This window comes from Mesorhizobium sp. L103C119B0 (assembly GCF_000502235.1).
In the GTDB taxonomy this organism is placed as follows: Bacteria; Pseudomonadota; Alphaproteobacteria; order Rhizobiales; family Rhizobiaceae; genus Mesorhizobium.
In genome coordinates this window covers 477,580-501,699 of record NZ_AYXE01000001.1, presented here as the reverse complement: position 1 = coordinate 501,699, position 24,120 = coordinate 477,580, and the positions used below count along the sequence as shown (strand labels likewise).

Below are 24,120 nucleotides of genomic sequence, written 5' to 3'. Positions count from 1 at the left end.
TTGTCCTCTATCCAAATCGATCTTTCAGCCAGGCCTTCGGCAGCGCCGGCACGAAATTGCCGTCGCGTCCGCTCATATCCTCATTGGCGACCATTGCATTGAGGATCGCCTCCTCTACGCCTTGCGCCACCGCATCGAAGAACGGATCGATATCGACGTCCGGGATGTAAGCGGCGTTTGCGGTTCGTCCCGACGGTGCAAGTGCTGCTTGCGGATTGGCGGTGGTGAAGGCCAGAAAAATGTCGCCCGAACTGTGGTAGCCGAAGCCGCCTGTCATGGCGATGCCGAGCGGCACGCGCTTTGCCAGCCGCTTCATCTGGTGCGGCAGAAATGGCGCATCGGTGGCGACGATGGCGATGATCGAGCCCTTTTCGGCACGCGGCGTGCCTTCGCGCATCGCCGGCTCCACCAGATCGGGCCCGACGCGGGCGCCGCGCAGTGTGAAATTGCGCCGCTTGCCGAAATTCGCCTGCACGAATACGCCGACCGTATGCCTGATGCCCTGCCACTCGATGATGCGCGATGCCGTGCCCGAGCCGGCCTTGAAGCCAAAGGCAATCATGCCGGTGCCACCGCCGACACTGCCTTCCTCGATCGCTCCACCGGCGGCACCGTCGAGCGCGGCTTCGACATCTTCGAAGCCGACGTGATGACCGTTGATGTCGTTGAGGAAACCATCATAGGTCTCCGCCGCAACCGGCAGGCCCCAGCCGCTGTCGAGCGCCGCCGGCAGCACGCGTTGCATCCAACGCAGCGTGCCGTCGCGGGTGACGCCGCAGGAATGCGTGTTGGTGATCGTGACGGGCAGGTTGAAGGCGCCGACTTCCTCGATAATGTGCGACCCCGTCAACTCGCCATTGCCGTTCTGGCTGAAGACACCCGCAAACACCGGCGTGGCGAGCTCAGCCAACGGCCGCGGCAGAATGGCGGTGACGCCGGTGCGCACCGGCCCCGTGCCAACCTCGAGCAGACCCTCGCCGGAAATCAGCGTCGCATAGCCGACCGATACGCCGGGCACATCGGTGATGGCGTTGAAGCCGCCCGGCGTGCCCTCGAAGGCAATGCCGAAAGCACGGGCGCGCGGCTTGCCCGCCGGCGTTTGAAGATGCGGGTCATGTCCGGTCATGCGGTCCTCTAAAAAAGCGAGCCCTGATTGCCCGGTTCTTTCGGTTTGCTGGCCGTCGGCTTTGCGGCGGGTTTGCTGGCCGCTGGTTTGGCAACGGCCTGCACCCGCTCGGCGTCGCCGGTCGCGACTGCATTTACGATGCCGTCGGCGAACTCCAGCTGCAGGCCAGCGCCCGGCGCCACATCAACTGCCAGTTTGATCACCGCGCCGCCGGCATCCTTGACCAGCGCGAAGCCGCGGGCCAGCACAGCCTTGTGCGACAGCGTTGCCATCAGCCTCTCGGATTGGACGATGCGGCCGCGCAGTCGCTCCAGCCTGAGCAGTACCGCTTGCGTGCCTCGTCTCGTCAAAGCTGTCAGAAGATCCCTCTGCACGGTTTGCCGCCGTGCCGTTGGCTCGATCGTAATGCGGCCTTGCAGCAAAGCCAGTTGCTGCCTGTGCCGTTGCAGGGATGCTTTCGCACATTTTGGCAACTGATCCGCCGCACGATTCAACTCCGCGCGCCGGGCTCTCGCCAATGCGCGCAGCGCCCCCTGGGCGCGCAAAAGGTTGCGGTCGTTGGTGCGTCGCGCCTCGGCAATCCGCCGCGACAGCGTTGCCGGAGTGAGCTTCACGGCGAAGAACCGAGCTTGCTTTCTTTCGGTGGAGACCATCAGCCCCCGGCTAAGCCGGCTGGCCGCCTCGTCCAGCCGCCGTCGCGGCAGCGCCAGCAACTGGTCGGGCGAGGGCAGCGCGCGGGCGGCCGCACGCGAGGCCTGCCGCTTGCGTTCGAAATTGCGCAAGGTGGCTGCTTTGAGCCGTGCGCCAAGACTGGCTAGTGTCGCTTCGAGGTCCGCTTTCACCGGCACCGCGATCTCCGCCGCACCTGTCGGCGTCGGTGCGCGCATGTCGGCGACGAGGTCGATCAAGGTCCAGTCGGTCTCGTGCCCGACGGCCGAAATCACCGGAATGCGCGAGGCGGCGACGGCGCGCGCCAGCCCTTCATCGTTGAACCCCCAGAGGTCCTCGAGGCTGCCGCCGCCGCGCGCCACGATCAGAAGGTCGGGCTGGGCAATCGCGCCATCCCAGGCCAGCGCGTTGAAGCCGTTGACGGCGGCCGTCACTTCCGCCCCCGCCGTCTCGCCCTGGACTCTTACCGGCCAGACCAGCACATGCAGCGGAAAGCGGTCCTTGATGCGATGGATGATGTCACGGATCACCGATCCGGTCGGCGAGGTGACGACGCCGATGGTGCGCGGCATGAACGGCAGCCGCCGCTTGCGGCCGGCATCGAAAAGTCCTTCGGCCTGCAGTCGCCGCTTGCGCTCTTCCAAAAGCGCCATCAGCGCCCCGGCGCCGGCGGGTTCTAGATTGTCGATGACGATCTGGTAGTTGGATTTGCCGGGATAGGTGGTGAGTTTGCCGGTGGCGATCACCTCCATCCCCTCTTCGGGACGGAATTTCAGCCGGCTCATCGTGCCTTTCCAGACCACGGCATCGAGCCGCGCGCGGTCGTCCTTCAGGGTGAAATAGGCATGGCCGGAAGAGTGCGGCCCGCGATAGCCGGAAATTTCGCCGCGCACCCGCACATGGCCGAAGACATCCTCGACCGTGCGCTTCAGCGCGCCGGAAATCTCGCTCACCGTGTATTCGGTGGCATTGGTTCGTGATTCGGATTCTGCGTCGCTCATCGGCCGATTGAGCGGCTGTTGTCGCTCCGCGTCAAGATTCCATAACTTGATCTTAAGCCTGGCCTGATTGACTCTGGGCCAAGGAGGACGCATGAGCGCCCGCAAACAACGCAGCCCGTTGACGTTCCAGGTCACCCTGACGGTGCTGACGCTTGCCGTTTTTGCACTGGCCATCGTTGTCGGCTTCGGCCTTTACGCCACCATGCAGGCCGACCGGGTCTCGCTCGAGCGGGAGAAGGTTTTCCTTGCCAACGGCCTGCAGGACCTGATCGCCGCGGTAAAGCGCGAGCAGGAAAGCGTCGCCGTCTGGGATGATTCCGTTATAAACGCCAAGGCCGGCAACCAGACCTGGATGGCCGAGAATTTCAGCGTCTGGATGTACTCGTATTACGGCCACAACCGGGTCTATGTGCTGGACAACGCCAACCGGCCGGTCCACGCCATGCGCGAAGGCAAGGTCGTGTCGCCTGCCGTCTTTGGCGAGGACGAACCCGCTTTGCGGCCGACCATCGCCAGGTTGCGCCAGATGATGAGCAAGGACGCAAGCCAGGCCGGCGCAAAATTCGTTGCCGACGATCTGGTCTCGCTTGGCGGTCAGCCTGCCATACTCAGCGTCATGCCTCTGGTGCCGAGTTCGGATCGCGTCACCCAGGCATCCGGCAGCGAATATCTGCATGTCTCCATAGAGTTCATCAACGACGCGGTGATCGGCAAGATCGCGCAGAAATATCTGCTGGCGGGGGCGCATCTCCTGCCGATGGCTCAGCCGCTTGGCTCGGCTGCCATTCCGCTTATCGACAAACAGGGTGTCATCCTCGGCTATATTGCCTGGGACCAGGAACGGCCCGGCCTGACGCTGGTGGGCAAGGCCAGCCCGGCCCTGGCTCTGGCCGCGCTGGTTGCGGCGAGCGTGCTCGCCTTTCTGCTCCGGCGTCTGCGCCGTGCGTCATCGGCGCTGCAGACCAGCCAGGCCCAGGCGCAATATCTCGCCTTTCACGACACGCTCACCGGCCTGCCCAACCGGGCACTGTTCGAGGACAGGCTGCGGCGTGCCTTGCTTACCTCCGGCAATGAAAGCAAGGTCGCGCTGCTTTATCTCGATCTAGATCGCTTCAAGCATGTCAACGACACGCTTGGTCACCCGGCAGGCGACGAACTCGTGCGCCAGACGGCGGCCAGGCTTCAGCATACGGTTCGCGACGTCGACACGGTGGCAAGACTGGGTGGCGACGAATTCGCGGTGATCCTGATCGATGTCCGCGACGTAAGGAACGCCGAGGATATTTCCGAGAGGGTGCTGCAGAAACTGCAGGAGCCGTTCAAGCTGATGGACGATCAGGTCTTTATCAGCGCCAGCATCGGCATAGCCTTGTCGACAGGCCCTGATGCCGACGCAGACGATCTGCTGCGCAAGGCCGACATCGCGCTCTACGAAGCCAAGAAGAACGGCCGTGGCCGCTACCAGGTCTTCGCCGGCGACATGGACGACCTTTTGCTGCGCAAGCGCAAGGTCGAGAGCGAGCTGCGTAGCGCGCTGAATGGCGGCACCGGTATCAAGCTCGCCTACCAGCCGGTCTTTGCCAGCGACGGCAAGACCATTGTCGGCGCCGAGGCGCTGATCCGCTGGGCGCATGAGGTCCATGGCGCACTGCCGGCGGCGCAGTTCATCGCCATCGCCGAGGAACGCGGCATGATCGGGCAGCTCGGCGCATGGGCCCTGCTGGAAGCCTGCCGCTTCGCCCTGAAGACCAAACTGCCGTGGCTCGCCGTCAATGTCTCGCCGCTGCAATTGCGCGACGCCGGCTTTGCCGAAGAGGTTGCCTCGATCCTCGCCGAAACCGGACTGGCGCCGAAGCGCCTGCAGCTCGAAATCACCGAAAACGTTCTCCTGGAAAACAACGACACCACCAGAGCGGCTCTGGCAGCCTTGCGCCAGTCGGGCGTCGGCATTGTGCTCGACGATTTCGGCACCGGCTATTCGTCGCTGAGCTATCTGCGCCGCCATGCCATCGACAAGCTCAAGATCGACCGCTCCTTCGTGCGGCTTCTCGACGGCGACGGCAATTCGGGCGCCATCGTCAAGGCGCTGATCGATCTCGCCGGCGCGCTCAAGGTCGAGGTCACCGCCGAGGGCGTAGAGACCGAGGTGCAAAAGGCGCTGCTGGTCGCCATGGGCTGCCAGCAGCTGCAGGGCCACCTCTTGTCGCCGCCGCTGGAGCCGGCGCAATTGGTGGCGCTGCCCGGCCTGTCGTCGGCCAACGCAACGACGGAGGCGGCAGCGTCGGCCTGATCGTTCCTACCAGCCAGGCAGGATCTGGTTCGGCTTGCTCCGCTTCATCTTGGCGAAGGCGAGCGAGGCGAAATCGAAGCTTCCCGTTTCTTCGCCGAGCGGCACGGAAATATTGTCGAGGCTTTCCGAGATGTGTCGGGCCAGAGCGTCGACGATTTCGGGACGCGAGGTCTGGCCGCGCATGATGCCGATGCGGCAGTCGGGCAGGGCGCCAAAACCGTCGGCTTCGCCCAGCACTCGCATGCCGGGCCGCAGCGCGCATTCCGGCAGCACCGAGATCGCCAGCCCCGACAGCACCGCGGCGGTGATGACGGTGGCCGAGAAGCTGGTGAACAGGATTCGATAGTCGCGGTTTTGCCGGTCGAGCACATCGACGGCGGCGCGCCGCCAGATGCAGTTCGGCCGGCCGAAGGCCATCGGCAGCACTTCCTGTTCGTGCGTGGCATGGTTGGCCGAGGTCACCCATAGCAGCGGCTCGCGCCGCACCACTTCCGACTGGCCGCGCGTATCGTTGTGCGTCACCAGCGCAAGATCGAGATTGCCGCGCTTGATATGCTCGACCAAGCCTGGCGTAGGCTCGCAGATGACGGTCAGTTCGACGCGCGGGTTTGACCGTGTGAAGCGTGCCATGATTTCGGGCAGGAACCGGTCGGCATAGTCGTCGGGGGTGCCGATGCGGATGGTGCCTTCGAGCCGCTGGTCATCGAAGGCGGCCAGCGTTTCGCGGTTGAGATAGAGCAGGCGGCGCGCGTAGGAGAGCAGCTTGTCGCCTTCCTCGGTCAGCCTGTTGGTGCGGCCGTCCTTTTCGAACAGCGGCTTGCCGATCCGCTCTTCCAGCCGGCGCATCTGCATCGACACCGCCGATTGCGTGCGCAGCACTTCCTCGGCCGCGCGGGTAAAGCTGCCGGTATCGGCAATCGAGATGAAGGTCTGCAACTGGTCGAGATCGAGTGGCGCTTTCATCGGTCCAATCCATCAGTAGCGTTGATGCTAAAGATTAGAAACATTCGTTCGATTAATCAATCGGTGCGTGGCAAATTCACATTGTCCACATGAAGGCATGTGAATCCAGACCGGAACGGCCGCTGTCCCCAGCGCCGATCGCCTGGTCTTGTCCAGTTCGAGTCTGAAGGAGACCGACATGACCACGTTTGATTTCGCCACCGAGACCTCGCGCATCACCTCGCGTCCGGCCGTTGCGACGCGCGTGGCCAACACCCTTCTCAATGCCTACCAGGCCTGGAAAAATCGCCGGGCCTTCTATCGCCTCGGCGAGATGTCGGACGCCGAACTCGCCGATATCGGCCTGACGCGCGCGGATCTCCATGTCGCCATCGATGTGCCGTTCGGCGCCGATCCGACCGTGAAGCTGCGTGCGATTGCGAGCGATCGCGCCGATACAATCGAAGATCTCGCCCGCCAGATAGCGTGATATCGGGCGCATTGTTTCGGTTGCCGTGAACCTTTCTCAGGCTCGCTACGACCAACGAGTATAGCAGGCTCCCCACTCCCTGCCGGTTCCCCGCCGGCCAGCCTGCACACTGGCCCGGTCCTCCTCCAGGACCGGGCTTTTCTTTTAAAGCTCCGTCGTCATCGTGCGGTCTGCGCCGCGTCGCTTCGTTCCTTGCTCCGAAGCCGCGAAGGTCAGCGCCCAACTACCACCAACTACCGCCGGTCCATGTCCCGCTTGAACTGGTCGAAGATCGTTTCCACGCCCTTCTGATAGTCGTCGCGCTGCTGGGCGCCGGTCTCGAACATCTTGCCGAAAATATCGTCGAACGGATTGCGTGGCCTGCCGCTCGGATTGGCCTGCGGTTGCGGCGCCTGGCGCTCCTGCGGTGCCTGTCGCGGCTGGGGTGCTTGCGGCTGCTGCGGCGCCGGCTGCCCACCGGGCAGGCCGAAGCCGCCACCACCGCCTTGCCGCATCATCTCTTCAAAAATCTTGCCCAGCGGGTTGTCGCCGTAAGGGCTCTGCGTCTGTTGCGGCTGTGTTGGCTGCTGCGGCCGGCCCTGCGGTTGCTGTGCCGCGCCACCGCCGAACATATCCTGCAGCACCTTGCCCAGCGGATTGTCGCCATATGGGTTGGGCGCCTGTTGCGGCTGGCTTTGCGGCTGTTGGGCGCCGCCGCCGAACATGTCCTGCAGCACTTTGCCCAGCGGGTTCTCACCGTAAGAATTGGGTGCTGGCTGCGGCGCAGGCTGTGCCCCGCCGCCCGCCTGCCGCATCATCTGTTCGATGATCTCGCCGAGCGGATTGCTGCCGCCGCCGAAGCCACCGGCGGCCTGCATCTGCCCCCCGGTCAACTGGTTTGTCGTCTGCTTGAACAATCCGCCCATCACCATCGAAGCGATGGCCGGCAGCATCTGCTGCAGGATCTGCTGGCTGACGCCGGTCGCCTGCGCGGCCTGGCTGGCCACCGCGCGCGACAGCTCCTTCGAGCCGAACAGATGACCCAGAATGCCATCGCCCTCATTGACGCCTTGCGGTGAGAAAGCCCTGGTCGCGTCCTCGAAGTATTTGGCGTGCTGGCCGCTCGCCATCGCCGTCATGAAGGCGCCTAGCCCATAGGGATCGGCGGTGTTGCGTTGCAGCCCTTGCGAGAAGGCCGGCAGCAGAGCGGCGACAGCCGCCTGCGTCTGCTGCATGGAAAGCCCGTACTGCTGGGCAAGCGCCTGCATGCCGTTGCCGTTCTGCGCCTGCGCCAATATGTCGAACAAGGTAGGCATCGGTTTCTCCTCCGGGAAATCCTCGAGGGAGAACCTAGTTCGTTTCGATGTTCGATTGAAGCGGCTTTTGCCGCTGCTCAAGGCGCGACGCTAATACGCATATTCCATGAACACCGGCTCGATCGAGCCGCCCCAGCGCGTGTGGTAGGCCGACAGCATTTCCTCGGCACTGGTGGTACCGCGCGCCACGACTTCGTCCAGCGTGTTGAGGAACGAGGTCTCGTCATAGCCGTCGCGGTTCTTCCTGCCGCGATTTTTCAGCCCAAGGCGCGAAATCGTCATTACATCGCGGCCGATCTCACGCAGCGTCGTGTTGCGGAACGGCGCGGAAATGCCTTGTTCCGGCACCGCATTGCGCATCGCCAGCGTTTCTTCATAGGTCCAGCTCGAAGTCAGCGCCTCGGCGGCGTCGAGCGCGGCCTCGTCATAGAGCAGCCCGACCCAGAAGGCCGGCAGCGCGCAGATGCGGCGCCACGGCCCGCCATCGGCGCCGCGCATTTCGAGGAAGCGCTTCAGCCTGACGTCAGGGAACAGGGTCGACAGATGGTTCGCCCAGTCGCCCATGGTGGGCAGTCCGTCCGGTACTTCATTGCGGGCAACGCCGGCCATGAACTGGCGGAAGGTGATGTGCGTCATGTCGTGATAGTGGCCGTCGCGGATGACGAAATACATCGGCACGTCGAGCGCCCATTCGACATAGTCGGCAAAGCCGAACTCGGGCGAGAAGCAGAATTCGAGCAGGCCCGAGCGCTGGTTGTCGGTGTCGCGCCAGATGTCGCCGCGCCAGCTCTGCAGTCCGTTCGGCCGGCTGTCGGTGAAGGGCGAGTTGGCAAACAGCGCCGTCGACAGTGGCTGCAGCTTCAGCGACACCTGCATCTTGCGGCGCATGTCGGCTTCGCTTTCGAAGTCGAGGTTCACCTGGATGGTGCAGGTGCGATACATCATGTCGAGACCCTTGGTGCCGACCTTGGGCATGTAGCGGGTCATGATTTCGTAGCGCGATTTCGGCATTTTCGGCGTCTCGGCCAGCGACCATTTCGGGCTGCCGCCGAGGCCGAGAAAGCGGATGCCCATCGGCTCGGCGATCTCGCGGACCTGCGCCAGATGCGCATTGCCCTCGCGACAGGTCTGGTGGATCGTTTCCAGCGGCGCGCCCGACAGCTCGAACTGGCCGCCCGGCTCGAGCGAGATCGCGCCCTGGCCGGTCGGCTCGACCAGGCCGATGATGCGGCCGTCATCGATGATCGGGTCCCAGCCGAGCTTTTGCTGCATGCCTTCGAGGATGGCGCGGATGCCGCGCTCGCCGCCATAGGGCACCGGCGCGTTGCCGTCGACATAGAAGGGGAACTTCTCGTGCTCGGTCCCGATGCGCCACTTGTCGCGCGGCTTGTTGCCTTCGGCCAGATGTTCGACCAGTTCGTCGATGCCTTCGATTGGCCGGAAATCGGTTGTGTCGCGCGCCATGGGGCCCCCTCTGCGGCTCTCGGAGCCCGCCGGCGCTAAATGGACGAAATGTCAGCAGCCGATCAAGCGAAAAATCCTGAGCCACAGGTCAACAGGAATTGATCTTTACGCTTCTTACCAGTCTCCGACCGTCGCCTGCATCACCGCAAGCGCCGCTACAGCTGCTGTGTCAGCGCGCAGGATGCGCGGTCCGAGCGGGATGGCAGTGACGAAGGGGAGCGCCCGCAGCATCTTGCGTTCGTCATCGGAAAAGCCGCCTTCCGGCCCGACCAGCAGCGCCAGCTTCCTCTCAGGTATTGCCTGCAATGCCGGCAGCGGGTTGTTGGTCGAGGCATCCTCGTCGCAGAAGATAAGCCGGCGTTCCTTGTCCCAGCCGGAGAGCAGGCGCTCGAATTTCTCGGCCTCGCGCACTTCCGGCACCGCCAGTATGCCGCATTGCTCGGCCGCCTCGACGACATTGGCGCGCAGCCGGTCGATGGAGGGTTTTGCCACTTGCGTGTGCTGGGTGATCACCGGCTGCAGGATGCCGGCGCCCATCTCGACCGCCTTCTGCACGAGATAGTCGAGCCGGCCCTGTTTCAGCGGCGCAAAGCAATAGATCAGGTCAGGCAGGGGCGGTTGCGGTCTCTGCGAGGCCAGCACCTTCAGCCGCACCGCCCTTTTCGACCTGGTGGCAATCGCCGCCGACCACTCGCCGTCGCGGCCGTTGAAGACCAGGATCTCGGCGCCTTCGCCGAGCCGCAGCACATGCGTGAGATAATGGCTCTGCTGCTGGCCGGCATCGAATTCGATGCCTGCCGCGAGGTCGTCCGGCACGAACAGCCGCTGCATCTTGTAATTGGCGCGCATCGCCGAGGAATGGGGGAGGCGGTGCCTGGCGTCAAGTCTCGGCGGAACGATGCCACACCGGTTCAAAACCGTGCCGCAGCACCGAAACGGTCGTGGCCGGTGTGAGCAGGCGCAGCGACCGGCCGGCAAGGCTGTCGAAGGCCGCCGCATCGCCATAGCCTGCGAACGACCAGGGCAGCGCGTTGCCGCCGCGCAGCGCATAGGCCGAGCCGCCATCCGCGATCATCGCTCCGTCCGGCAATTCGGCAAGCTCTCCCATGGTGACATCAGGTGGCTTGCCGCCGGAAGCCAGCCGCTCCTTGTGCAGCCGCTTGTCCACCGTTGGCGCGCGCGGTTCGTTTACACCGAAGACTTTGCCGAAAAGCCCGACAAAATCCGTGGCTCGCTCACGCCGGCAATAGAAACAGGGACGGTGCCCGGCGGCCAGCGCCGTCACCTCGTCGAGGAAGAACAACTCGGTCCAGCCGGCCCTGCCGCCCGGCCTGTTCCTGCCCATCGGCTCGCGCCGCACATTGCGGAATTGGCAGACGCAGATGATCCAGGCCGGCAAGGCCCAACGCTTTTTCAGCAGCGTCTTGGTCTCAGGATCGTGGATGATGCCGCGATTGCCGGTGAACAGGCCGCGCTCGGATATGGCATGGATGGCGCCGAACGGATCGACCCGGTTCTGCAGTGGCATAGCTCTCTCCCGAATACGCATCTTGGCTGCAATACGGGCGACATGATATCGCTCGTCGCGTCATTTCATGTCAGCAGGGTTTTGCGATGCGGGTGCTGGTGGTCCAGAACTACGACAACACCGGCCTTGGCCAGGTTGGTGCCGCGCTCGCCGAAGCCGGCGCCGATCTCGACCTGCGCCGGCCCTACAAGGGCGATGCGCTGCCGGACGACGCGACCGGACACGATGCCATGGTGATGCTTGGCGGCGGTCAGAATGCGCTGGCCGACGATGACTACCCGTATTTCCCGGCGCTGCTCGAACTGACCCGCGATTTCGCCGCCAAGGATCGCTCGGTTCTCGGTATCTGCCTGGGCAGCCAGTTGGTTGCCCGCACTTTCGGCGGTGAGAACCAGATCGGCGCCGCCTCGGAATTCGGCTGGCACAAGGTATCGCTGACGCCGGACGCCAGAACCGATCCGGTGCTTGGCGCACTTCCCCAGGATTTCCCCATCTTCGAATGGCACGACGACACTTTCGCGCTGCCGTCAAATGCGGTGCGGCTTGCCGGCAGCGAGATTGCTGAGAACCAGGCGTTCCGTATCGGCCGCGCCGTCTACGGCTTCCAGTTCCATTTCGAGGCCGACCGGCCGATGGTGAGGGACTGGAGCACGTCCTTCGCGCCGCTGATTGCCGATCGCCATCCCGACTGGCACGATCGCCTCGACAGCGAAATGGCTCTCAACGGCCCCGAGGCTGATGCCGCGGGCTTGGCCATTGCCCGCGCCTGGGTGGCGACGATCTGAACCCAGCCAACGCGCGGCCGTTGCATAATTGGCACGCGGCGGGGAATCTGCCGGGGACAACTTCTTTCGTCCTTGGTTTGTGGCCGAACGCTATCCTACAAGGCGCGCGCTATGCATCGGCAATGCAACCGCGATGAACCTTCTGTGTGATCCGCGCGACACACCGCCGATACAGAATCGACCTACAAGCGCGAAATCGTCGAAACTTTGAGACGAATTCTCGGTTTCAACCCATTGGTAACCGCCTCGTGCCCAGATGCAGGAAGCTCAACTAGAGATGACGTCCGTGAAAGCAGCGCTTCTGTCCTTTGTCATGCTGTCTGCCATCGTTTTGTGCGGTCTCGGCATTTATTCCGCCGATGCAGCCAACAACCATCAGGCCGTCGACGGCTACGGCGTCACCGCCGCGCTTCGCTAAAACGCTTTTCCCTGCACAGTCAGGACACGCTTGTCCGCGCCGTCCACGGCGAGCGCGCTGAGCATGCCTGACTGCCAGGCGAGCGTGTCGACATTGACGCGGTTCGGCATCACCTCCGCCTCCGGCACCGGTGTGTGGCCGTGCACGATCACCTTCGGGTAAAGCCCTGGATGGTTGTGGAAGACGTCGCGTATCCAGACCAGATCCTGCGGGCTCTGGCTCTCCAGCGGCACGTCAGGCCTGACGCCAGCATGGCAGAAGAAGAAATCACCTGATATCAGTGACAATTGCAGCGACCGCAGGAAGTCGACATGGGCTTGCGGTACAGCATTGACCAGTGCCTGGTGTCCCCGCCGTAACGCCTCGGCCTTGCCGAACCAGCTTGCGTGTCCCGCTAGGTCGACGCCATAGGATTGTGCCGTCTGCACGCCGCCATAGCGGATGAACAGCCCTTCCGGGTCAGGCTCGTCGAGAAAATCGAGGAAGCCGATATCGTGGTTGCCGGCGAGCATCAGATGCCGTGGATCGCGTTTCTGCGCCTCGATCAGGAAGTCTATGACGCCCTTGGACTCTGGTCCGCGGTCGACATAGTCGCCGAGGTGGATGACGCGCCAATCGCTGGTCGGCTTGTATTCGAGTTCGCTCTCGATGCGGCGATGCATGGCGGCGAGCAGATCGAGCCGGCCATGCACGTCGCCGATCGCATAGAGGCGCATGCCATCGGGCGCGCGCGCGTCGAGGTAGTGGATGCCGGTCTCGGTCAAGGCGGCTTCGTCTCCGTGATCCAGCGAAGCTAGGGTCTAATCGGTGAACAAGACCCTATCGCCGCAACTGGTCCTTGCCCATCTCGGTCACCAGCCGTTTGCCGCACAGTGCCAGCGTGATGTCCATCTCCTTGCGGATGATGTCCAGCGCCAGGGTCACGCCTTGCTTGCCCATGGCGCCCAACCCGTACAGGAACGGGCGGCCGATATAGGTGCCCTTGGCGCCGAGGCAAAGCGCCTTCAGCACGTCCTGGCCCGAGCGGATGCCGCCGTCCATATGCACCTCGATCCTGTCGCCGACGGCATCGGCGATCTCCTCCAGCGCCATGATTGACGACGATGCGCCGTCGAGCTGGCGCCCGCCATGGTTGGAAACGATGATGGCGTCGGCGCCGGTCTCGACCGCCATCAGCGCGTCCTCTTTGTCGAGAATACCTTTCAGGATCAGCTTGCCGCCCCAGCGCTCCTTGATCCAGGCGACGTCCTTCCACGACAGGTGCGGGTCGAACTGCTCCGTCGTCCACGATGCCAGCGAAGCGACGTCGCCGACGCCCTTGGCATGGCCGACAATGTTGCGGAAGGTGCGGCGCTTGGTGCCGGCAATGCCCATCAGCCAGCGCGGCCGCATGGCGATGTTGGCAATGTTGGCCAGCGTCATCTTGGGCGGCGCCGACAGCCCGTTGCGGACATCCTTGTGGCGCTGCCCCAGGATCTGCAGGTCGAGCGTCAACACCAGCGCCGAGCATTTTGCAGCCTTCGCCCTGTCGATCAGGTCGAGCACGAAATCCTTGTCGCGAAGCACGTAGAGCTGGAACCAGAACGGCTTCTTCGTCACCGACGCGACATCCTCGATCGAGCAGATGCTCATCGTCGACAGCGTGAACGGCACGCCGAATTCCTCTGCCGCCTGCGCCGCCAGCATCTCGCCATCGGCATGCTGCATGCCGGTCATTCCAGTTGGGGCAAGCGCCACCGGCATCGCCACTTTCTCGCCGATCATGGTCGATTCCAGCGAGCGGTTGCTCATGTCGACCAGCACGCGCTGACGGAACTTGATCTTGCCGAAATCCTCCTCGTTGGCGCGGTAGGTGCTTTCCGTCCAGGCGCCGGAATCGGCATAGTCGAAGAACATCTTCGGCACCCGCCGGCGTGCCAGGTCCTTGAGATCGGCAATGGTGAGGATGTCGCTCATGGTGGTTCCTCGTTAGCCAGTCGTCTTGAAGCCGTCGTCGGCGTCGGAGCGCTGCTTAAGCCTGAGCCGCGACACGCGCTGCCAGTCGCCGCTGCGTTCGGCCTCGAGCATCGAGCGTTCGACATAGGAGATATGGTCCATCGCCGCCTGCCGGGCGGCAGCCGGATCGCCTGCCTTCACCGCTTTGTAGATCGCCCGGTGCTGGGCCAGCAGCGCCTCGCGCGCTCCGGGCACGCTGAACACCAGAAGCCGGTTCTGGAACACGCCTTCAGACAGCAGCCGGTAGCAGGAGCGCAGTGTGTGCAAGAGGATGATGTTGTGCGCGCATTCGCACACAGCATGGTGGAACTCGACGTCGATTTCCGCCTCGTCGTCGAAATCGCCGGTGCGGTGCGCCTCGTCCATGCGCGCCATGATGCGGTCGAGCAGCGCAATGTCGTCCGCTGTCGCGCGCCGCGCCGCATATTCGGCCGCAACACCTTCGATCTCGCGGCGGTATTCCAGATAGTCGGTCACCGCCTTGCGGTGCATCGAGATGAGGTCGGTCACCGGCTTGGTGAACAACTGGCCGATGACGTCGGCGACATGGGTGCCGCCGCCGGCCTTGGTGATCAGCAGCCCGCGCCCTTCCAGCGCCTTCAGCGCATCGCGCAGGATCGGCCGCGACACGTCGAACTGGCGCGCCAGCTCGCGCTCGCCCGGCAGCCGGTCGCCGGTGCGCAGCACGCCTTCAAGGATCAGGCTTTCGATCTGCTGCACCACCTCGTCGGCGGTGCGCGAATGCTCGATCCTGGAGAAAATATCGCTCAACGGGGGCCTGGGAAATTGAACCGGCGTCGCGCAAGATAAAGCCAGCGTCGCCAACTGGTCAAATTATTTATCCAATTTGCCCAATCGGGTCGGTCTGCGCGTCGCGCCGGCAGGACCTACGATGCTAGACTTTGGTGTTTACGCGCCTCATGGATTGCCTTTAGAGGACGCCATCACACGAAGGGTCGAGAACAGGGGGACCACCGTGTCGGACGAGACGTCCAACCTCGAATTCCAGCCGCGCGCCCAGGGCAGCGTGATGGGCTTTCCCGCGCATGAGGGACGGCCCGGCGCGATCGGCGAGGTCCATGCCCGGCCGCATCCGCTGATAGAGAAGCCGCGCGTGCTTGTGCAACTCGCCTTCATGACCGAGGGCGGCTCCGGCGTCGACATGGCCGTGCTCTCCGAACTGTCGCGGCGCCTCGGCATCGCGGCGCCCGACCGTCATGCCCGCCACCACGCCATGAAGTGGGGCAAGGGTACGCTGCGCTGGGAGCGGCATACGGAATTCTCGACCTATCTTTGGGAAGGGCCGCTTGCCGAAAGCGGCAGGGCGCAGGAGGATTCTCCTTTCGGCAACGGGTTCTCGCCGCCGGGAACGGTGATCTCAGGCATAAGGCTGGAGATCCGCAAATGGACGCCGGCAAGCGAGAAGCTGATTGCGGCCTTCGACCCGACGAGCCTCTGCTATTCGCTGGTCGAGCGCGGCAATGCGGCCATCGTCACCGATTTCCGCCAGGACGGCGACGGCCTGACCCGCATCCTGGTGCTTGATCGCGGCCTGACGCCGGCGCGGACCGGCGCGCTGTCGCAGCGGCTGATCGACGTCGAGACCTACCGCACGCTTGCCATGCTCGGCCTGCCGCTGGCTCTGACGCTGTCGGGCCGCGCCCGCCGCATCGAGGACCGGCTGGCGCAGACCACACTGGAAATGAAGGTCGCTGAAACCCGCGACAGCCAGACGCTGCTCGCCGACCTGACCGAGCTTGCCGCTGAACTCGAGGCTGATGCCGCCTCCAGCCTCTATCGCTTCGGCGCCAGCCGCGCCTATGACGGCATCGTCCTCGAGCGGCTGGAGGCGCTGGAGGAAGAGGCGGTGCCCGGCTACGACACCTGGCGTGGCTTCCTCCAGCGCCGGGTTGCACCCGCCATGCGCACATGCCGGTCGGTCGAGGAGCGCCAGGCCAACCTGTCGCGCAAACTAACCCGCGCCACGACGCTGCTGCGCACCTGGGTCGATGTCGAGGTCGAGAAGCAGAACCGCGATCTGCTGGCGTCGATGAACAACCGCGCCCGGCTGCAACTGCGGCTGCAGCAGACGGTGGAAGGCCTGTCGGTGGCGGCAGTGTCCTACTATGTCGTCGGCCTGATCTCCTATCTCGCCAAGGGCGCCTCGATCTTCGGCCATGCCTTTGCACCGGAAGTCGTCACGGCCGCCGCGGTGCCGGTCGCCATCCTGCTGGTCTGGTGGGGCGTGCGGCGAGTCAGGCGGATGCACTCCGAGCCGGCGAAACATCCGGGGGAGTAGGAGCGCACTTTACCCTCCCCCTTGTGGGGAGGGTCGATCCGCATAGCGGATCGGGGTGGGGTGCTGGTAAAGAGCTTTCGTCGCGTGGACCCCCACCCCGCTCACTGCGTTCGAGACCCTCCCCACAAGGGGGAGGGTGAATAGCGGCAGATTGCCGCTGGGGAAGGCCGGCAGTACGCTCTTTGCCCAATGCGGTGTTTGCAACATCCGGATGTAACTGGTAAAAGATTTTTACCAGCCAAGCGGAGAACGCCGCCGATGTCCGGCCTTGTCATGCCCAAGCCAGACGACGCCACTATGCGAAGGCGGGCGGAGATCGTCGCCGACATGCGCATCATCGTGCCGGGCGAGGGCGTCGTCGACGCCACCAATGAGATGCGCGCCTTCGAAAGCGACGGCCTCACCGCCTACCGGCAATTGCCGCTGGTCGTGGTGCTGCCGGAAACGGTGGCGCAGGTGTCGCGCGTGCTGAAATACTGCAACGACCGCAACATCCGTGTCGTGCCGCGCGGCTCCGGAACCTCGTTGTCGGGCGGCGCGCTGCCGCTCGAGGATGCCGTGCTGCTGGTCATGAGCCGCTTCAACCGCATCCTTGCCATCGACTATCCCGATCGCGTCGTCGTCGCTCAGCCCGGCGTCACCAATCTCGGCATCACCACCGCCGTCGAGCAGGAGGGCTTCTACTATGCGCCCGATCCATCCTCCCAGATCGCCTGCTCGATCGGCGGCAATGTCGCTGAAAATTCCGGCGGCGTGCACTGCCTGAAATACGGCCTGACCGCCAACAATGTGCTGGGCATTGAGATGGTGCTGATGAACGGCGAGGTGGTGCGGCTTGGCGGCAATCATCTGGACTCGGAAGGCTATGATCTCCTCGGCGTCATGACGGGGTCCGAAGGCCTGCTCGGCGTCGTCACCGAGGTCACCGTGCGCATCCTGAAAAAGCCAGAGACGGCCCGTGCTCTGCTGATCGGCTTTCCGACCAGCGAGCAGGGCGGCCAATGCGTCGCCGACATCATCGGCGCCGGCATTATCCCTGGCGGCATGGAGATGATGGACCGGCCGGCGATCCATGCCGCGGAAGATTTCGTCTACGCCGGCTATCCCCTTGATGTCGAGGCGCTGCTGATCGTCGAACTCGACGGGCCGGGCGTCGAGGTCGATCACCTGATCGGTCTCGTCGAAGCGATCGCCTACAGGAACGGCTCCACCACATGCCGCGTCTCGCAATCCGAACAGGAGCGGCTGAGCTTCTGGGCCGGTCGCAAGGCGGCCTTCCCGGCGGTCGGCCGCATCTCGCCCGACTATTACTGCATGGATGGCACCATCCCGCGCAAGGAATTGCCGGGTGTGCTCGCCGGCATGCGCGAACTGTCGGAGAAATACGGCCTCGGCGTCGCCAATGTCTTCCACGCCGGCGACGGCAATCTGCATCCGCTGATCCTCTATGACGCCAACGTGCCGGGCGAACTCGACAAGGCGGAAAGTTTTGGCGCCGACATCTTGCGGCTCTGCGTCAAGGTCGGCGGCGTCTTGACCGGCGAGCACGGCGTCGGCGTCGAGAAGCGCGATTTGATGCCGGAGATGTTCAACCAGATCGACCTCGACCAACAAATGCGCGTCAAATGCGCCTTCGATCCCAACCATCTGCTCAACCCGGGGAAAGTGTTCCCGCAACTGCGCCGCTGCGCGGAGCTTGGACGCATGCATGTGCATCGCGGGCAGGTCGCGTTTCCGGATATTCCGAGGTTTTGATGGGGGCGGAATGTCTCACGTCGGCGATCCTTCGCGCCCCCCTCTGTCCTGCCGGACATCTCCCCCACAAGGGGGGAGATCACCAGTCATCTCTGCCTTCGCCAATCTTCGACGTTGCTAGAGAGGCGCGGTCGCCAAAGCTGCTAATCTCCCCCCAAGTGGGGGAGATGTCCGGCAGGACAGAGGGGGGCACGAAGGAACTCGACGTCTCTGCACTCGCAAGCGGCGCGTCGCCATGACCACCTTCACTCCCACCTCGTCCACCGAAGTCCTCTCCACCGTCCAATGGGCGGCTGCGGAGGAATCGCCGCTGGAGACCATCGGCCACGGCTCCAAGCGCGGCATCGGTCGGCCATCGCAAACCGAGCACACGCTCGATCTCTCAAAACTCACCGGCGTCACGCTCTACGAGCCGGCCGAACTGGTGCTGTCGGCGAAGGCCGGCACACCGCTTTCCGATATAGAAAGCCTGCTCGCCGAAAACGGCCAGCAACTTGCTTTCGAGCCGATGGACTACGGCCCATTGTTCGGCGGCATCAAGGGAAGAGGCACGATCGGCGGTGTGCTTGCCGCGAACCTGTCCGGTCCGCGCCGGCTGAAGGCGGGGGCTGCGCGAGACCATATTCTGGGCATCAATGCGGTTGCCGGACGCGGCGAGGCTTTCAAGTCCGGCGGCCGCGTCGTCAAGAATGTCACCGGCTACGATCTGTCGAAGCTGATGGCCAACAGCTGGGGCACGCTGGCCGTGTTCACCGATGTCACCTTCAAGGTGCTGCCGGCGGCCGAGACCGAGGTGACGCTTGCCGTGCGCGGCTTGCTCGACGATGCGGCGGCTGCCGCCATGGCGCTGGCGCTAGGCTCCAGCGCCGAAGTGTCGAGCGCCGCCCATCTGCCCGAGCGCACCGCCGCGCGCGTTGCCGGCGGCAGTCTCGGGGCCGACGCCGCAACGCTGCTGCGCGTCGAAGGCTTCGGCCCATCGGTCGCCTATCGCATTGAGGCGCTGAAGACCCTGCTGAAAAATGCCGGCCCGCTGCAGGAGATCGCAGGTGAGACATCGCATACCCTCTGGCGTGACATAAGGGACTGCACGCCATTCGCCGACCGTAGCGAAAAGCCGGTCTGGCGCGTCTCCATGGCGCCTTCTCAGGCCCATCAGATGGTGCTGACGCTGCGCATGCAGATCGGTGTCAGCGCCTTCTACGACTGGCAGGGCGGGCTGGTCTGGCTGCGCATGGAGGAGGGCGATCCCGAGGCCGCCCTGCTGCGCGGGCTGATCAGAAAGCTTGGCGGCGGCCACGCCACGCTGGTGCGCGCCACCCCTTCGCATCGCGCCGCCGTTCCGGTGTTCGAGCCGCAGGCACCGCATAAGGCCGCACTGTCGGCGCGGCTCAAGGCCGAGTTCGATCCCAAGTCCATCCTCAATCCCGGCCGCATGGCCCTAGGCTAAGATAATGCAAACCAACTTCTCCCTTGCCCAGCTTGCTGATCCGCATGTCGCGGAATCGGAGAAGATCCTGCGCAAATGCGTGCATTGCGGCTTCTGCACCGCCACCTGCCCGACCTATGTGACGCTTGGCAACGAACTGGATTCGCCGCGCGGCCGCATCTATCTCACCAAGGACATGCTGGAGAATGGCCGCCCGGCCGACAAGGAGATCGTCACCCATATCGACCGCTGCCTGTCCTGCCTCGCCTGCATGACGACCTGCCCGTCGGGCGTCAATTACATGCACTTGGTCGACCATGCCCGCGCCCATATCGAGGAAACTTACAAGCGGCCGCTGCTCGACCGGCTCACCCGCGCCATGCTGGCCTTCGTGCTGCCCTATCCCGCGCGCTTTCGCGCCGCGCTGAAATTGGCGAGACTCGGCAAGCCATTCATTCGTCTGTTCGAAAAGGTGTCGGCCCTGAAGCCGCTCAGCGCGATGCTGAAGCTGGCACCGGCCTCGATCCCGACGGTCTCGCCAATGGCCTCTTCCGGCATTCATGCCGGGCAGGGGACGAAGAAAGGTCGCGTCGCCATCCTCACCGGCTGCGCCCAATCGGTACTCGATCCCGCCATCAATGAGACGACGATTGCATTGCTGACACGGCTGGGCGTCGAGGTCGTGGTGCCGCAGGGCGAAGCCTGCTGTGGCGCGCTGGTCCATCATATGGGCCGCGAGGCAGCAGCCCTTGCCTCGGCCCGGCAGAATGTCGATGCGTGGACGCGTGCCATCGACCAGGGCGGGCTCGATGCCATCGTCATCACCGCGTCCGGCTGCGGCACAACGATCAAGGACTACGGCTTCATGCTGCGCCTCGATCCGGCCTATGCCGACAAGGCCGCGCGGGTCTCGGCGCTGGCCAGGGACATTACCGAATATCTCGCAAGCCTTGACCTGCCCGAGCCGGTGCGCAAACCCGGCACCGTCGTCGCCTATCACTCCGCCTGCTCGATGCAGCACGGTCAGAAGATCATCCGCCAGCCGAAGGAGCTGCTGTCCAAGGCGGGCTTCGTCGTGCGCGAACCGCGCGAGGGGCATCTGTGCTGCGGCTCCGCCGGCACCTACAACATCCTGCAGCCGGAGATTTCCGCAAGGTTGCGTGACCGCAAGGTGAAGAACATTGAGGCGACCGGCGCGGAGATCGTTGCCACCGGCAACATCGGCTGCATCACCCAGATCGCTTCCGCCGCGAAGCTGCCGGTGGTGCACACGATCAAGCTGCTCGACTGGGCCTATGGTGGTCCGAAGCCGGAGGGCGTCTCCGAAGGAAACCTGGTCGCCGCCGAGTAAGCAGCTATTCCGCTGCCAGCCGGTCCACCACGCCATACGTCGCCTGGTAGCGCGCGCGCTGGCGGCTGAGCGCTACCATTGTGTTGCGCAGCAGGATCGCCACGGTGATCGGACCGACGCCGCCGGGCACCGGCGTGATCCAGGACGCGACTTCCTTCACGCTCTCGGTGTCGACGTCGCCGACGATGCGGCTCGCGCCGTCCGGGCCGATCTCGGAATTGATGCCGATGTCGATGACGGCCGCACCGGGCTTCACCATGTCGGCCTTGATCAGCCTGGGCTTGCCGACGGCGACGAACAGTGCGTCGGCGCGGCGCGCATGGGCGGCCACCGAGCGCGTCATGTGATGGCACACCGTCACCGTTGCGCCTTCGCTCATCAGCAGGAAGGCAATCGGCTTGCCGACGATCTCGGAATGGCCGACGACGACGACTTCGAGCCCCTTGAGGTCGAGGCCGGTTTCCTTCAACAGCTCGACCGAGGCCGCCGCCGTGCAGGGCGCGAGATCGAACTGGTTGTAGACGATGTTGCCGATCGAGGCGGGATGCATGCCCTCGACGTCCTTCAGCGGATGCACCGCAGCCTGCAGCGTCTTGATCGGGATGTGGGCCGGCACCGGCCGCTGGATGATGATGCCGGTGACGCGCGGGTCGGCGTTCAGGCCATGGATCGCCGCCTCGAGTTCGCCGGCGCTGATGTCGGCGGGGAACCGCCGCTCCTCGAAACCGATCCCGGCAAGGGCGGCCTTGGCGCGCTGGTTGCGCACATAGACATCGACGGCAGCGGTATCGCCGACGGTGATCGACACCAGCTTGGGCGGAAAACCTTCGGCGGTGGCGATGGCGGCATCCTCGCGCACGGATGCCATGATGCGCTGGGCGACCGGGCCGCCCCGGAGATAGCGGCTATCGTCTGGCGGAGACATGGCTGAACCTTTGCAGCGAGTTTGGCGCAGGGGAGTTTGGCCGTCCCTATAGCAGGGGAAATGCGGCAAGGCAGCGTGAAAGCGAACCGTCATCCCCCTGGCGCGACGTTCTGGCGCAGCCTGGCTCAGCTATAGCCGCAAAGAGAAAGGGCAGCGCGGTTTCCCGGGCTGCCCTTTCCTGACTGGCCGCATCCCCACACGGCCCGTCCCCCGTAAACTCTTCCCGATCCCTGAAGGTCTAGCCTTCTGAACCAGATGATTCGGTAGCCGACTATATCACGACCACGGTCGTTCCAACATTGACCCTCTCGTAAAGGTCAACCACGTCCTCGTTGCGCATGCGGATACAGCCGGAAGATACCGAGCCGCCGATGGTCCATGGCTGGTTGGTGCCGTGGATGCGGTATTCCGTCGTGCCGAGATAGAGCGCGCGGGCGCCGAGCGGATTCTCTTCGCCACCGGCCAGATAGGTCGGGAGGTAGCGGCCCTTGGCAGCCTCGCGCTTGATCATCTCCGCTGGCGGGCGCCAGTCCGGCCAGACGCGCTTGTTGGTGATCTTGTGCGTGCCAGACCATTCGAACCCAGGCTTGCCGGTGCCGACGCCATAGCGCCGCGCCTTACCGTTCTTCTCGACCAGGAACAGGAAGTTCTGCGTCGTATCGATGACGATCGTGCCCGGCTTCTGCGGGCCGTCATAGGCGACTTCCTGCGGCAGGTAGAGCGGATTGATCTGCGGCCGCATCACCACGCGCTTGGCCGGCGCCTGCACGGAAGCAGTGCGCACCCGATCGGGTCGCGCCGGCTGCGCATAGCGAAGGCGTGGCTGCTGCTGCACGAACTGGCGGCTCTGCCGCACGATGCCGGGCGCGCGGCCAAGCTGCAGCACCCAGGGCGCGGAAAGGTCGGGGCTCACCATCACCGGCGGCCTGTCGGCATAGCGGTCGCCGGCAGCGGAGGAAGTGACGCCGGCGGCCAGAATTGCCACGGCGCCGAGCACGGAACGCAAAAAGATCTTCATCGGAACGCACCTTGATCGTCGAACGGACGGAGGCGGAACTTGTCCCCGGTTGCGCGATCCTTGGCGCGAAGCCACAACCGAAACATGAATCGGAATGCGTAAAATGCCGCTTTGTCAGTAAACCTTTTGGTGTGGTTACCGCCGGGTTCAGGAATCTGGTAAAGCCGCGGTAAATGCAGCGCGAAAGCGCGTTAACGGATGGATTGGCCATGACTCAAGACAACACCGGACTGCTTACCGGCTCCGACGGGATCACGCGCTGCTTCTGGCACGGCAATCTGCCGGACTATCTGCACTACCACGACCATGAATGGGGCTGGCCGGTCGCCGACGACCGCAGGCTGTTCGAAAAAATCTGCCTGGAAGGCTTTCAGTCCGGCCTGTCCTGGCTGACCATTCTGCGCAAGCGCGAGAATTTCCGCGAGGCCTTCGCCGGTTTCGACTTCGACAAGGTCGCCGCCTTCACCGACGAGGATGTCGAGCGCTTGGTCGCCAATGCCGGCATCATCCGTCACCGCGGCAAGATCGTCTCGACCATCAACAACGCCAAACGGGCGTGCGAAATGGTCGACGAGTTCGGCTCGCTGGCCGCCTGGTTCTGGAAGTTCGAGCCGGGGCCGGAGGAGCGGCCGGCGGTGGTGGACATGGCGCATCTACGCGCCAACCCGACGACAGCGGTCTCGATCAGGATTTCGAAGGAGTTGAAAAAGCGCGGCTGGACCTTTGTCGGCCCGACGACGGTCTACGCCTTCATGCAGGCGATGGGTCTGGTCAACGACCATCTCGAAGGCTGCGTGTGCCGGGAGCAGGTGGAGAAGGAACGCAAGGCCTTTAAGAGGCCGAAGTAGGGCGCTGTCCCCCTACCTCCCCCTTGTGGGGAGGTCGCGCCGAAGGCGCGGGTGGGGGTATCTTGGCGCCGCACCCCCACCCCGACGCTACGCGTCGACCCTCCCCACAAGGGGGAGGGTAAGGAACTCACGTCCCGCTGGCGCCAGTCAGGAACAATCCCGCCACAATCGCCGCCAGTGCCGCAAAGGCCGGATAAATCACCAGCAATCCGGTCATCAGCGCCTCGCGTATGGTGGAACCCTTGCGCTCGTCGGCGGTGACCTCAAACGGACCGAGGCTCGCCGTCACCGGCGCACGGTTCTCGGCCGGCCGCAACCGGACTTCATGCAAGCCGTCGTCTCTGATGTCGAACTTGTGTGCGGCAGTCATGGCCCAACCCTTTGTTTCGGCGCGCTTATCGGCTCTGATTGTGTCGGCACGATGCCGCGCCGATGGCGGAATTGTTTCCTTTCGGTGCGTTTTGTTTCGAAGGAGATGGAAAGAGCGCAAACCCT

Annotated in this window: 22 protein-coding genes; 9 read left to right on the top strand and 13 right to left on the bottom strand. The window is 64.3% G+C overall.

What is annotated here, in order from left to right; all coding sequences use genetic code 11:
- Window positions 1–7 precede the first annotated feature (7 nt).
- Both X728_RS163875 and xseA read right to left on the bottom strand, forming a co-directional pair.
- Window positions 8–1,126 (bottom strand): P1 family peptidase, encoded by a 1,119-nt coding sequence (locus X728_RS163875; protein WP_023695092.1) that lies wholly within the window; start codon window positions 1,124–1,126, stop codon window positions 8–10.
- A gap of 8 nt (window positions 1,127–1,134) precedes the next feature.
- Window positions 1,135–2,796 carry an exodeoxyribonuclease VII large subunit gene (xseA, locus tag X728_RS163880; RefSeq protein WP_023830459.1) on the bottom strand — a complete coding sequence of 554 codons (1,662 nt, stop codon included), beginning with the start codon at window positions 2,794–2,796 and terminating at the stop codon, window positions 1,135–1,137.
- A 91-nt stretch (window positions 2,797–2,887) separates the two neighbouring features.
- Here xseA and X728_RS163885 point away from each other — a divergent pair, with 91 nt between their 5' ends.
- Window positions 2,888–5,086: an EAL domain-containing protein gene (locus X728_RS163885; RefSeq protein WP_050589839.1), complete on the top strand. Its 2,199-nt coding sequence runs from the start codon at window positions 2,888–2,890 to the stop codon at window positions 5,084–5,086.
- Window positions 5,087–5,092: 6 nt separating this feature from the next.
- Here the strand turns inward: X728_RS163885 and X728_RS163890 are convergent, their stop codons facing one another.
- Window positions 5,093–6,049, bottom strand: a complete 957-nt coding sequence (locus tag X728_RS163890) for a LysR substrate-binding domain-containing protein (RefSeq protein WP_023695095.1) — start codon at window positions 6,047–6,049, stop codon at window positions 5,093–5,095.
- A gap of 178 nt (window positions 6,050–6,227) precedes the next feature.
- Here X728_RS163890 and X728_RS163895 point away from each other — a divergent pair, with 178 nt between their 5' ends.
- Window positions 6,228–6,518, top strand: coding sequence for a DUF1127 domain-containing protein (locus X728_RS163895; protein WP_023670560.1), 291 nt, complete (start codon window positions 6,228–6,230; stop codon window positions 6,516–6,518).
- A 233-nt stretch (window positions 6,519–6,751) separates the two neighbouring features.
- On the opposite strand, the gene X728_RS163900 is transcribed toward X728_RS163895, so the two are convergent.
- From X728_RS163900 to X728_RS163915, 4 genes are all read right to left on the bottom strand, one after another.
- On the bottom strand, window positions 6,752–7,813 hold the full coding sequence (locus tag X728_RS163900) for a DUF937 domain-containing protein (RefSeq protein WP_023830457.1): 1,062 nt from the start codon (window positions 7,811–7,813) through the stop codon (window positions 6,752–6,754).
- Window positions 7,814–7,903: 90 nt separating this feature from the next.
- Window positions 7,904–9,277 carry a glutamate--cysteine ligase gene (locus tag X728_RS163905; protein WP_023670558.1) on the bottom strand — a complete coding sequence of 458 codons (1,374 nt, stop codon included), beginning with the start codon at window positions 9,275–9,277 and terminating at the stop codon, window positions 7,904–7,906.
- Window positions 9,278–9,391: 114 nt separating this feature from the next.
- Window positions 9,392–10,126 carry a 16S rRNA (uracil(1498)-N(3))-methyltransferase gene (locus tag X728_RS163910; RefSeq protein WP_023715634.1) on the bottom strand — a complete coding sequence of 245 codons (735 nt, stop codon included), beginning with the start codon at window positions 10,124–10,126 and terminating at the stop codon, window positions 9,392–9,394.
- Between the two features lie 31 nt (window positions 10,127–10,157).
- On the bottom strand, window positions 10,158–10,805 hold the full coding sequence (locus X728_RS163915) for a hypothetical protein (RefSeq protein WP_023830456.1): 648 nt from the start codon (window positions 10,803–10,805) through the stop codon (window positions 10,158–10,160).
- A gap of 86 nt (window positions 10,806–10,891) precedes the next feature.
- Here X728_RS163915 and X728_RS163920 point away from each other — a divergent pair, with 86 nt between their 5' ends.
- On the top strand, window positions 10,892–11,590 hold the full coding sequence (locus tag X728_RS163920) for a type 1 glutamine amidotransferase (protein ID WP_023751995.1): 699 nt from the start codon (window positions 10,892–10,894) through the stop codon (window positions 11,588–11,590).
- A gap of 277 nt (window positions 11,591–11,867) precedes the next feature.
- The gene (locus tag X728_RS1000000168230; protein WP_006206855.1) at window positions 11,868–12,008 is read left to right on the top strand and encodes a hypothetical protein; all 141 of its coding nucleotides are present in this window, start codon (window positions 11,868–11,870) and stop codon (window positions 12,006–12,008) included.
- Here the strand turns inward: X728_RS1000000168230 and X728_RS163925 are convergent.
- The 3 genes from X728_RS163925 to X728_RS163935 are packed head-to-tail and all read right to left on the bottom strand — an operon-like array spanning window position 12,005 to window position 14,774.
- Entirely contained in the window at window positions 12,005–12,772 is a 768-nt protein-coding gene (locus X728_RS163925; protein ID WP_023830455.1) for a metallophosphoesterase family protein, read from the bottom strand. The genes X728_RS1000000168230 and X728_RS163925 overlap by 4 nt on opposite strands.
- A gap of 55 nt (window positions 12,773–12,827) precedes the next feature.
- On the bottom strand, window positions 12,828–13,964 hold the full coding sequence (locus X728_RS163930) for an alpha-hydroxy acid oxidase (protein ID WP_023830454.1): 1,137 nt from the start codon (window positions 13,962–13,964) through the stop codon (window positions 12,828–12,830).
- Window positions 13,965–13,976: 12 nt separating this feature from the next.
- Window positions 13,977–14,774, bottom strand: a complete 798-nt coding sequence (locus tag X728_RS163935) for an FCD domain-containing protein (RefSeq protein ID WP_023830453.1) — start codon at window positions 14,772–14,774, stop codon at window positions 13,977–13,979.
- Window positions 14,775–14,979: 205 nt separating this feature from the next.
- On the opposite strand from X728_RS163935, the gene X728_RS163940 reads away from it, so the two are divergent.
- The 4 genes from X728_RS163940 to glcF all read left to right on the top strand — a co-directional run bounded on the left by X728_RS163940 (window position 14,980) and on the right by glcF (window position 20,834).
- Window positions 14,980–16,302, top strand: a complete 1,323-nt coding sequence (locus X728_RS163940) for a DUF3422 family protein (RefSeq protein ID WP_023830452.1) — start codon at window positions 14,980–14,982, stop codon at window positions 16,300–16,302.
- 258 nt (window positions 16,303–16,560) lie between these two features.
- Complete coding sequence (locus X728_RS163945) at window positions 16,561–18,057, top strand: FAD-linked oxidase C-terminal domain-containing protein (protein ID WP_023830451.1); 1,497 nt, start codon at window positions 16,561–16,563, stop codon at window positions 18,055–18,057.
- A gap of 235 nt (window positions 18,058–18,292) precedes the next feature.
- Window positions 18,293–19,504 carry an FAD-binding protein gene (locus X728_RS163950; RefSeq protein ID WP_023830450.1) on the top strand — a complete coding sequence of 404 codons (1,212 nt, stop codon included), beginning with the start codon at window positions 18,293–18,295 and terminating at the stop codon, window positions 19,502–19,504.
- A 4-nt stretch (window positions 19,505–19,508) separates the two neighbouring features.
- On the top strand, window positions 19,509–20,834 hold the full coding sequence (gene glcF / locus X728_RS163955) for a glycolate oxidase subunit GlcF (protein ID WP_023830449.1): 1,326 nt from the start codon (window positions 19,509–19,511) through the stop codon (window positions 20,832–20,834).
- Between the two features lie 4 nt (window positions 20,835–20,838).
- Here the strand turns inward: glcF and X728_RS163960 are convergent, their stop codons facing one another.
- Both X728_RS163960 and X728_RS163965 read right to left on the bottom strand, forming a co-directional pair.
- A complete protein-coding gene (locus X728_RS163960; protein ID WP_023830448.1) occupies window positions 20,839–21,759 on the bottom strand; it encodes a bifunctional 5,10-methylenetetrahydrofolate dehydrogenase/5,10-methenyltetrahydrofolate cyclohydrolase in 921 nt (306 codons plus the stop codon).
- A gap of 271 nt (window positions 21,760–22,030) precedes the next feature.
- The gene (locus X728_RS163965; RefSeq protein ID WP_023830447.1) at window positions 22,031–22,777 is read right to left on the bottom strand and encodes a L,D-transpeptidase; all 747 of its coding nucleotides are present in this window, start codon (window positions 22,775–22,777) and stop codon (window positions 22,031–22,033) included.
- 209 nt (window positions 22,778–22,986) lie between these two features.
- Here X728_RS163965 and X728_RS163970 point away from each other — a divergent pair, with 209 nt between their 5' ends.
- Window positions 22,987–23,625 carry a DNA-3-methyladenine glycosylase I gene (locus X728_RS163970; RefSeq protein ID WP_023830446.1) on the top strand — a complete coding sequence of 213 codons (639 nt, stop codon included), beginning with the start codon at window positions 22,987–22,989 and terminating at the stop codon, window positions 23,623–23,625.
- Window positions 23,626–23,752: 127 nt separating this feature from the next.
- Here X728_RS163970 and X728_RS163975 read toward each other — a convergent pair whose 3' ends face one another.
- The gene (locus X728_RS163975; protein WP_023830445.1) at window positions 23,753–23,995 is read right to left on the bottom strand and encodes a hypothetical protein; all 243 of its coding nucleotides are present in this window, start codon (window positions 23,993–23,995) and stop codon (window positions 23,753–23,755) included.
- Window positions 23,996–24,120: the final 125 nt, after the last annotated feature.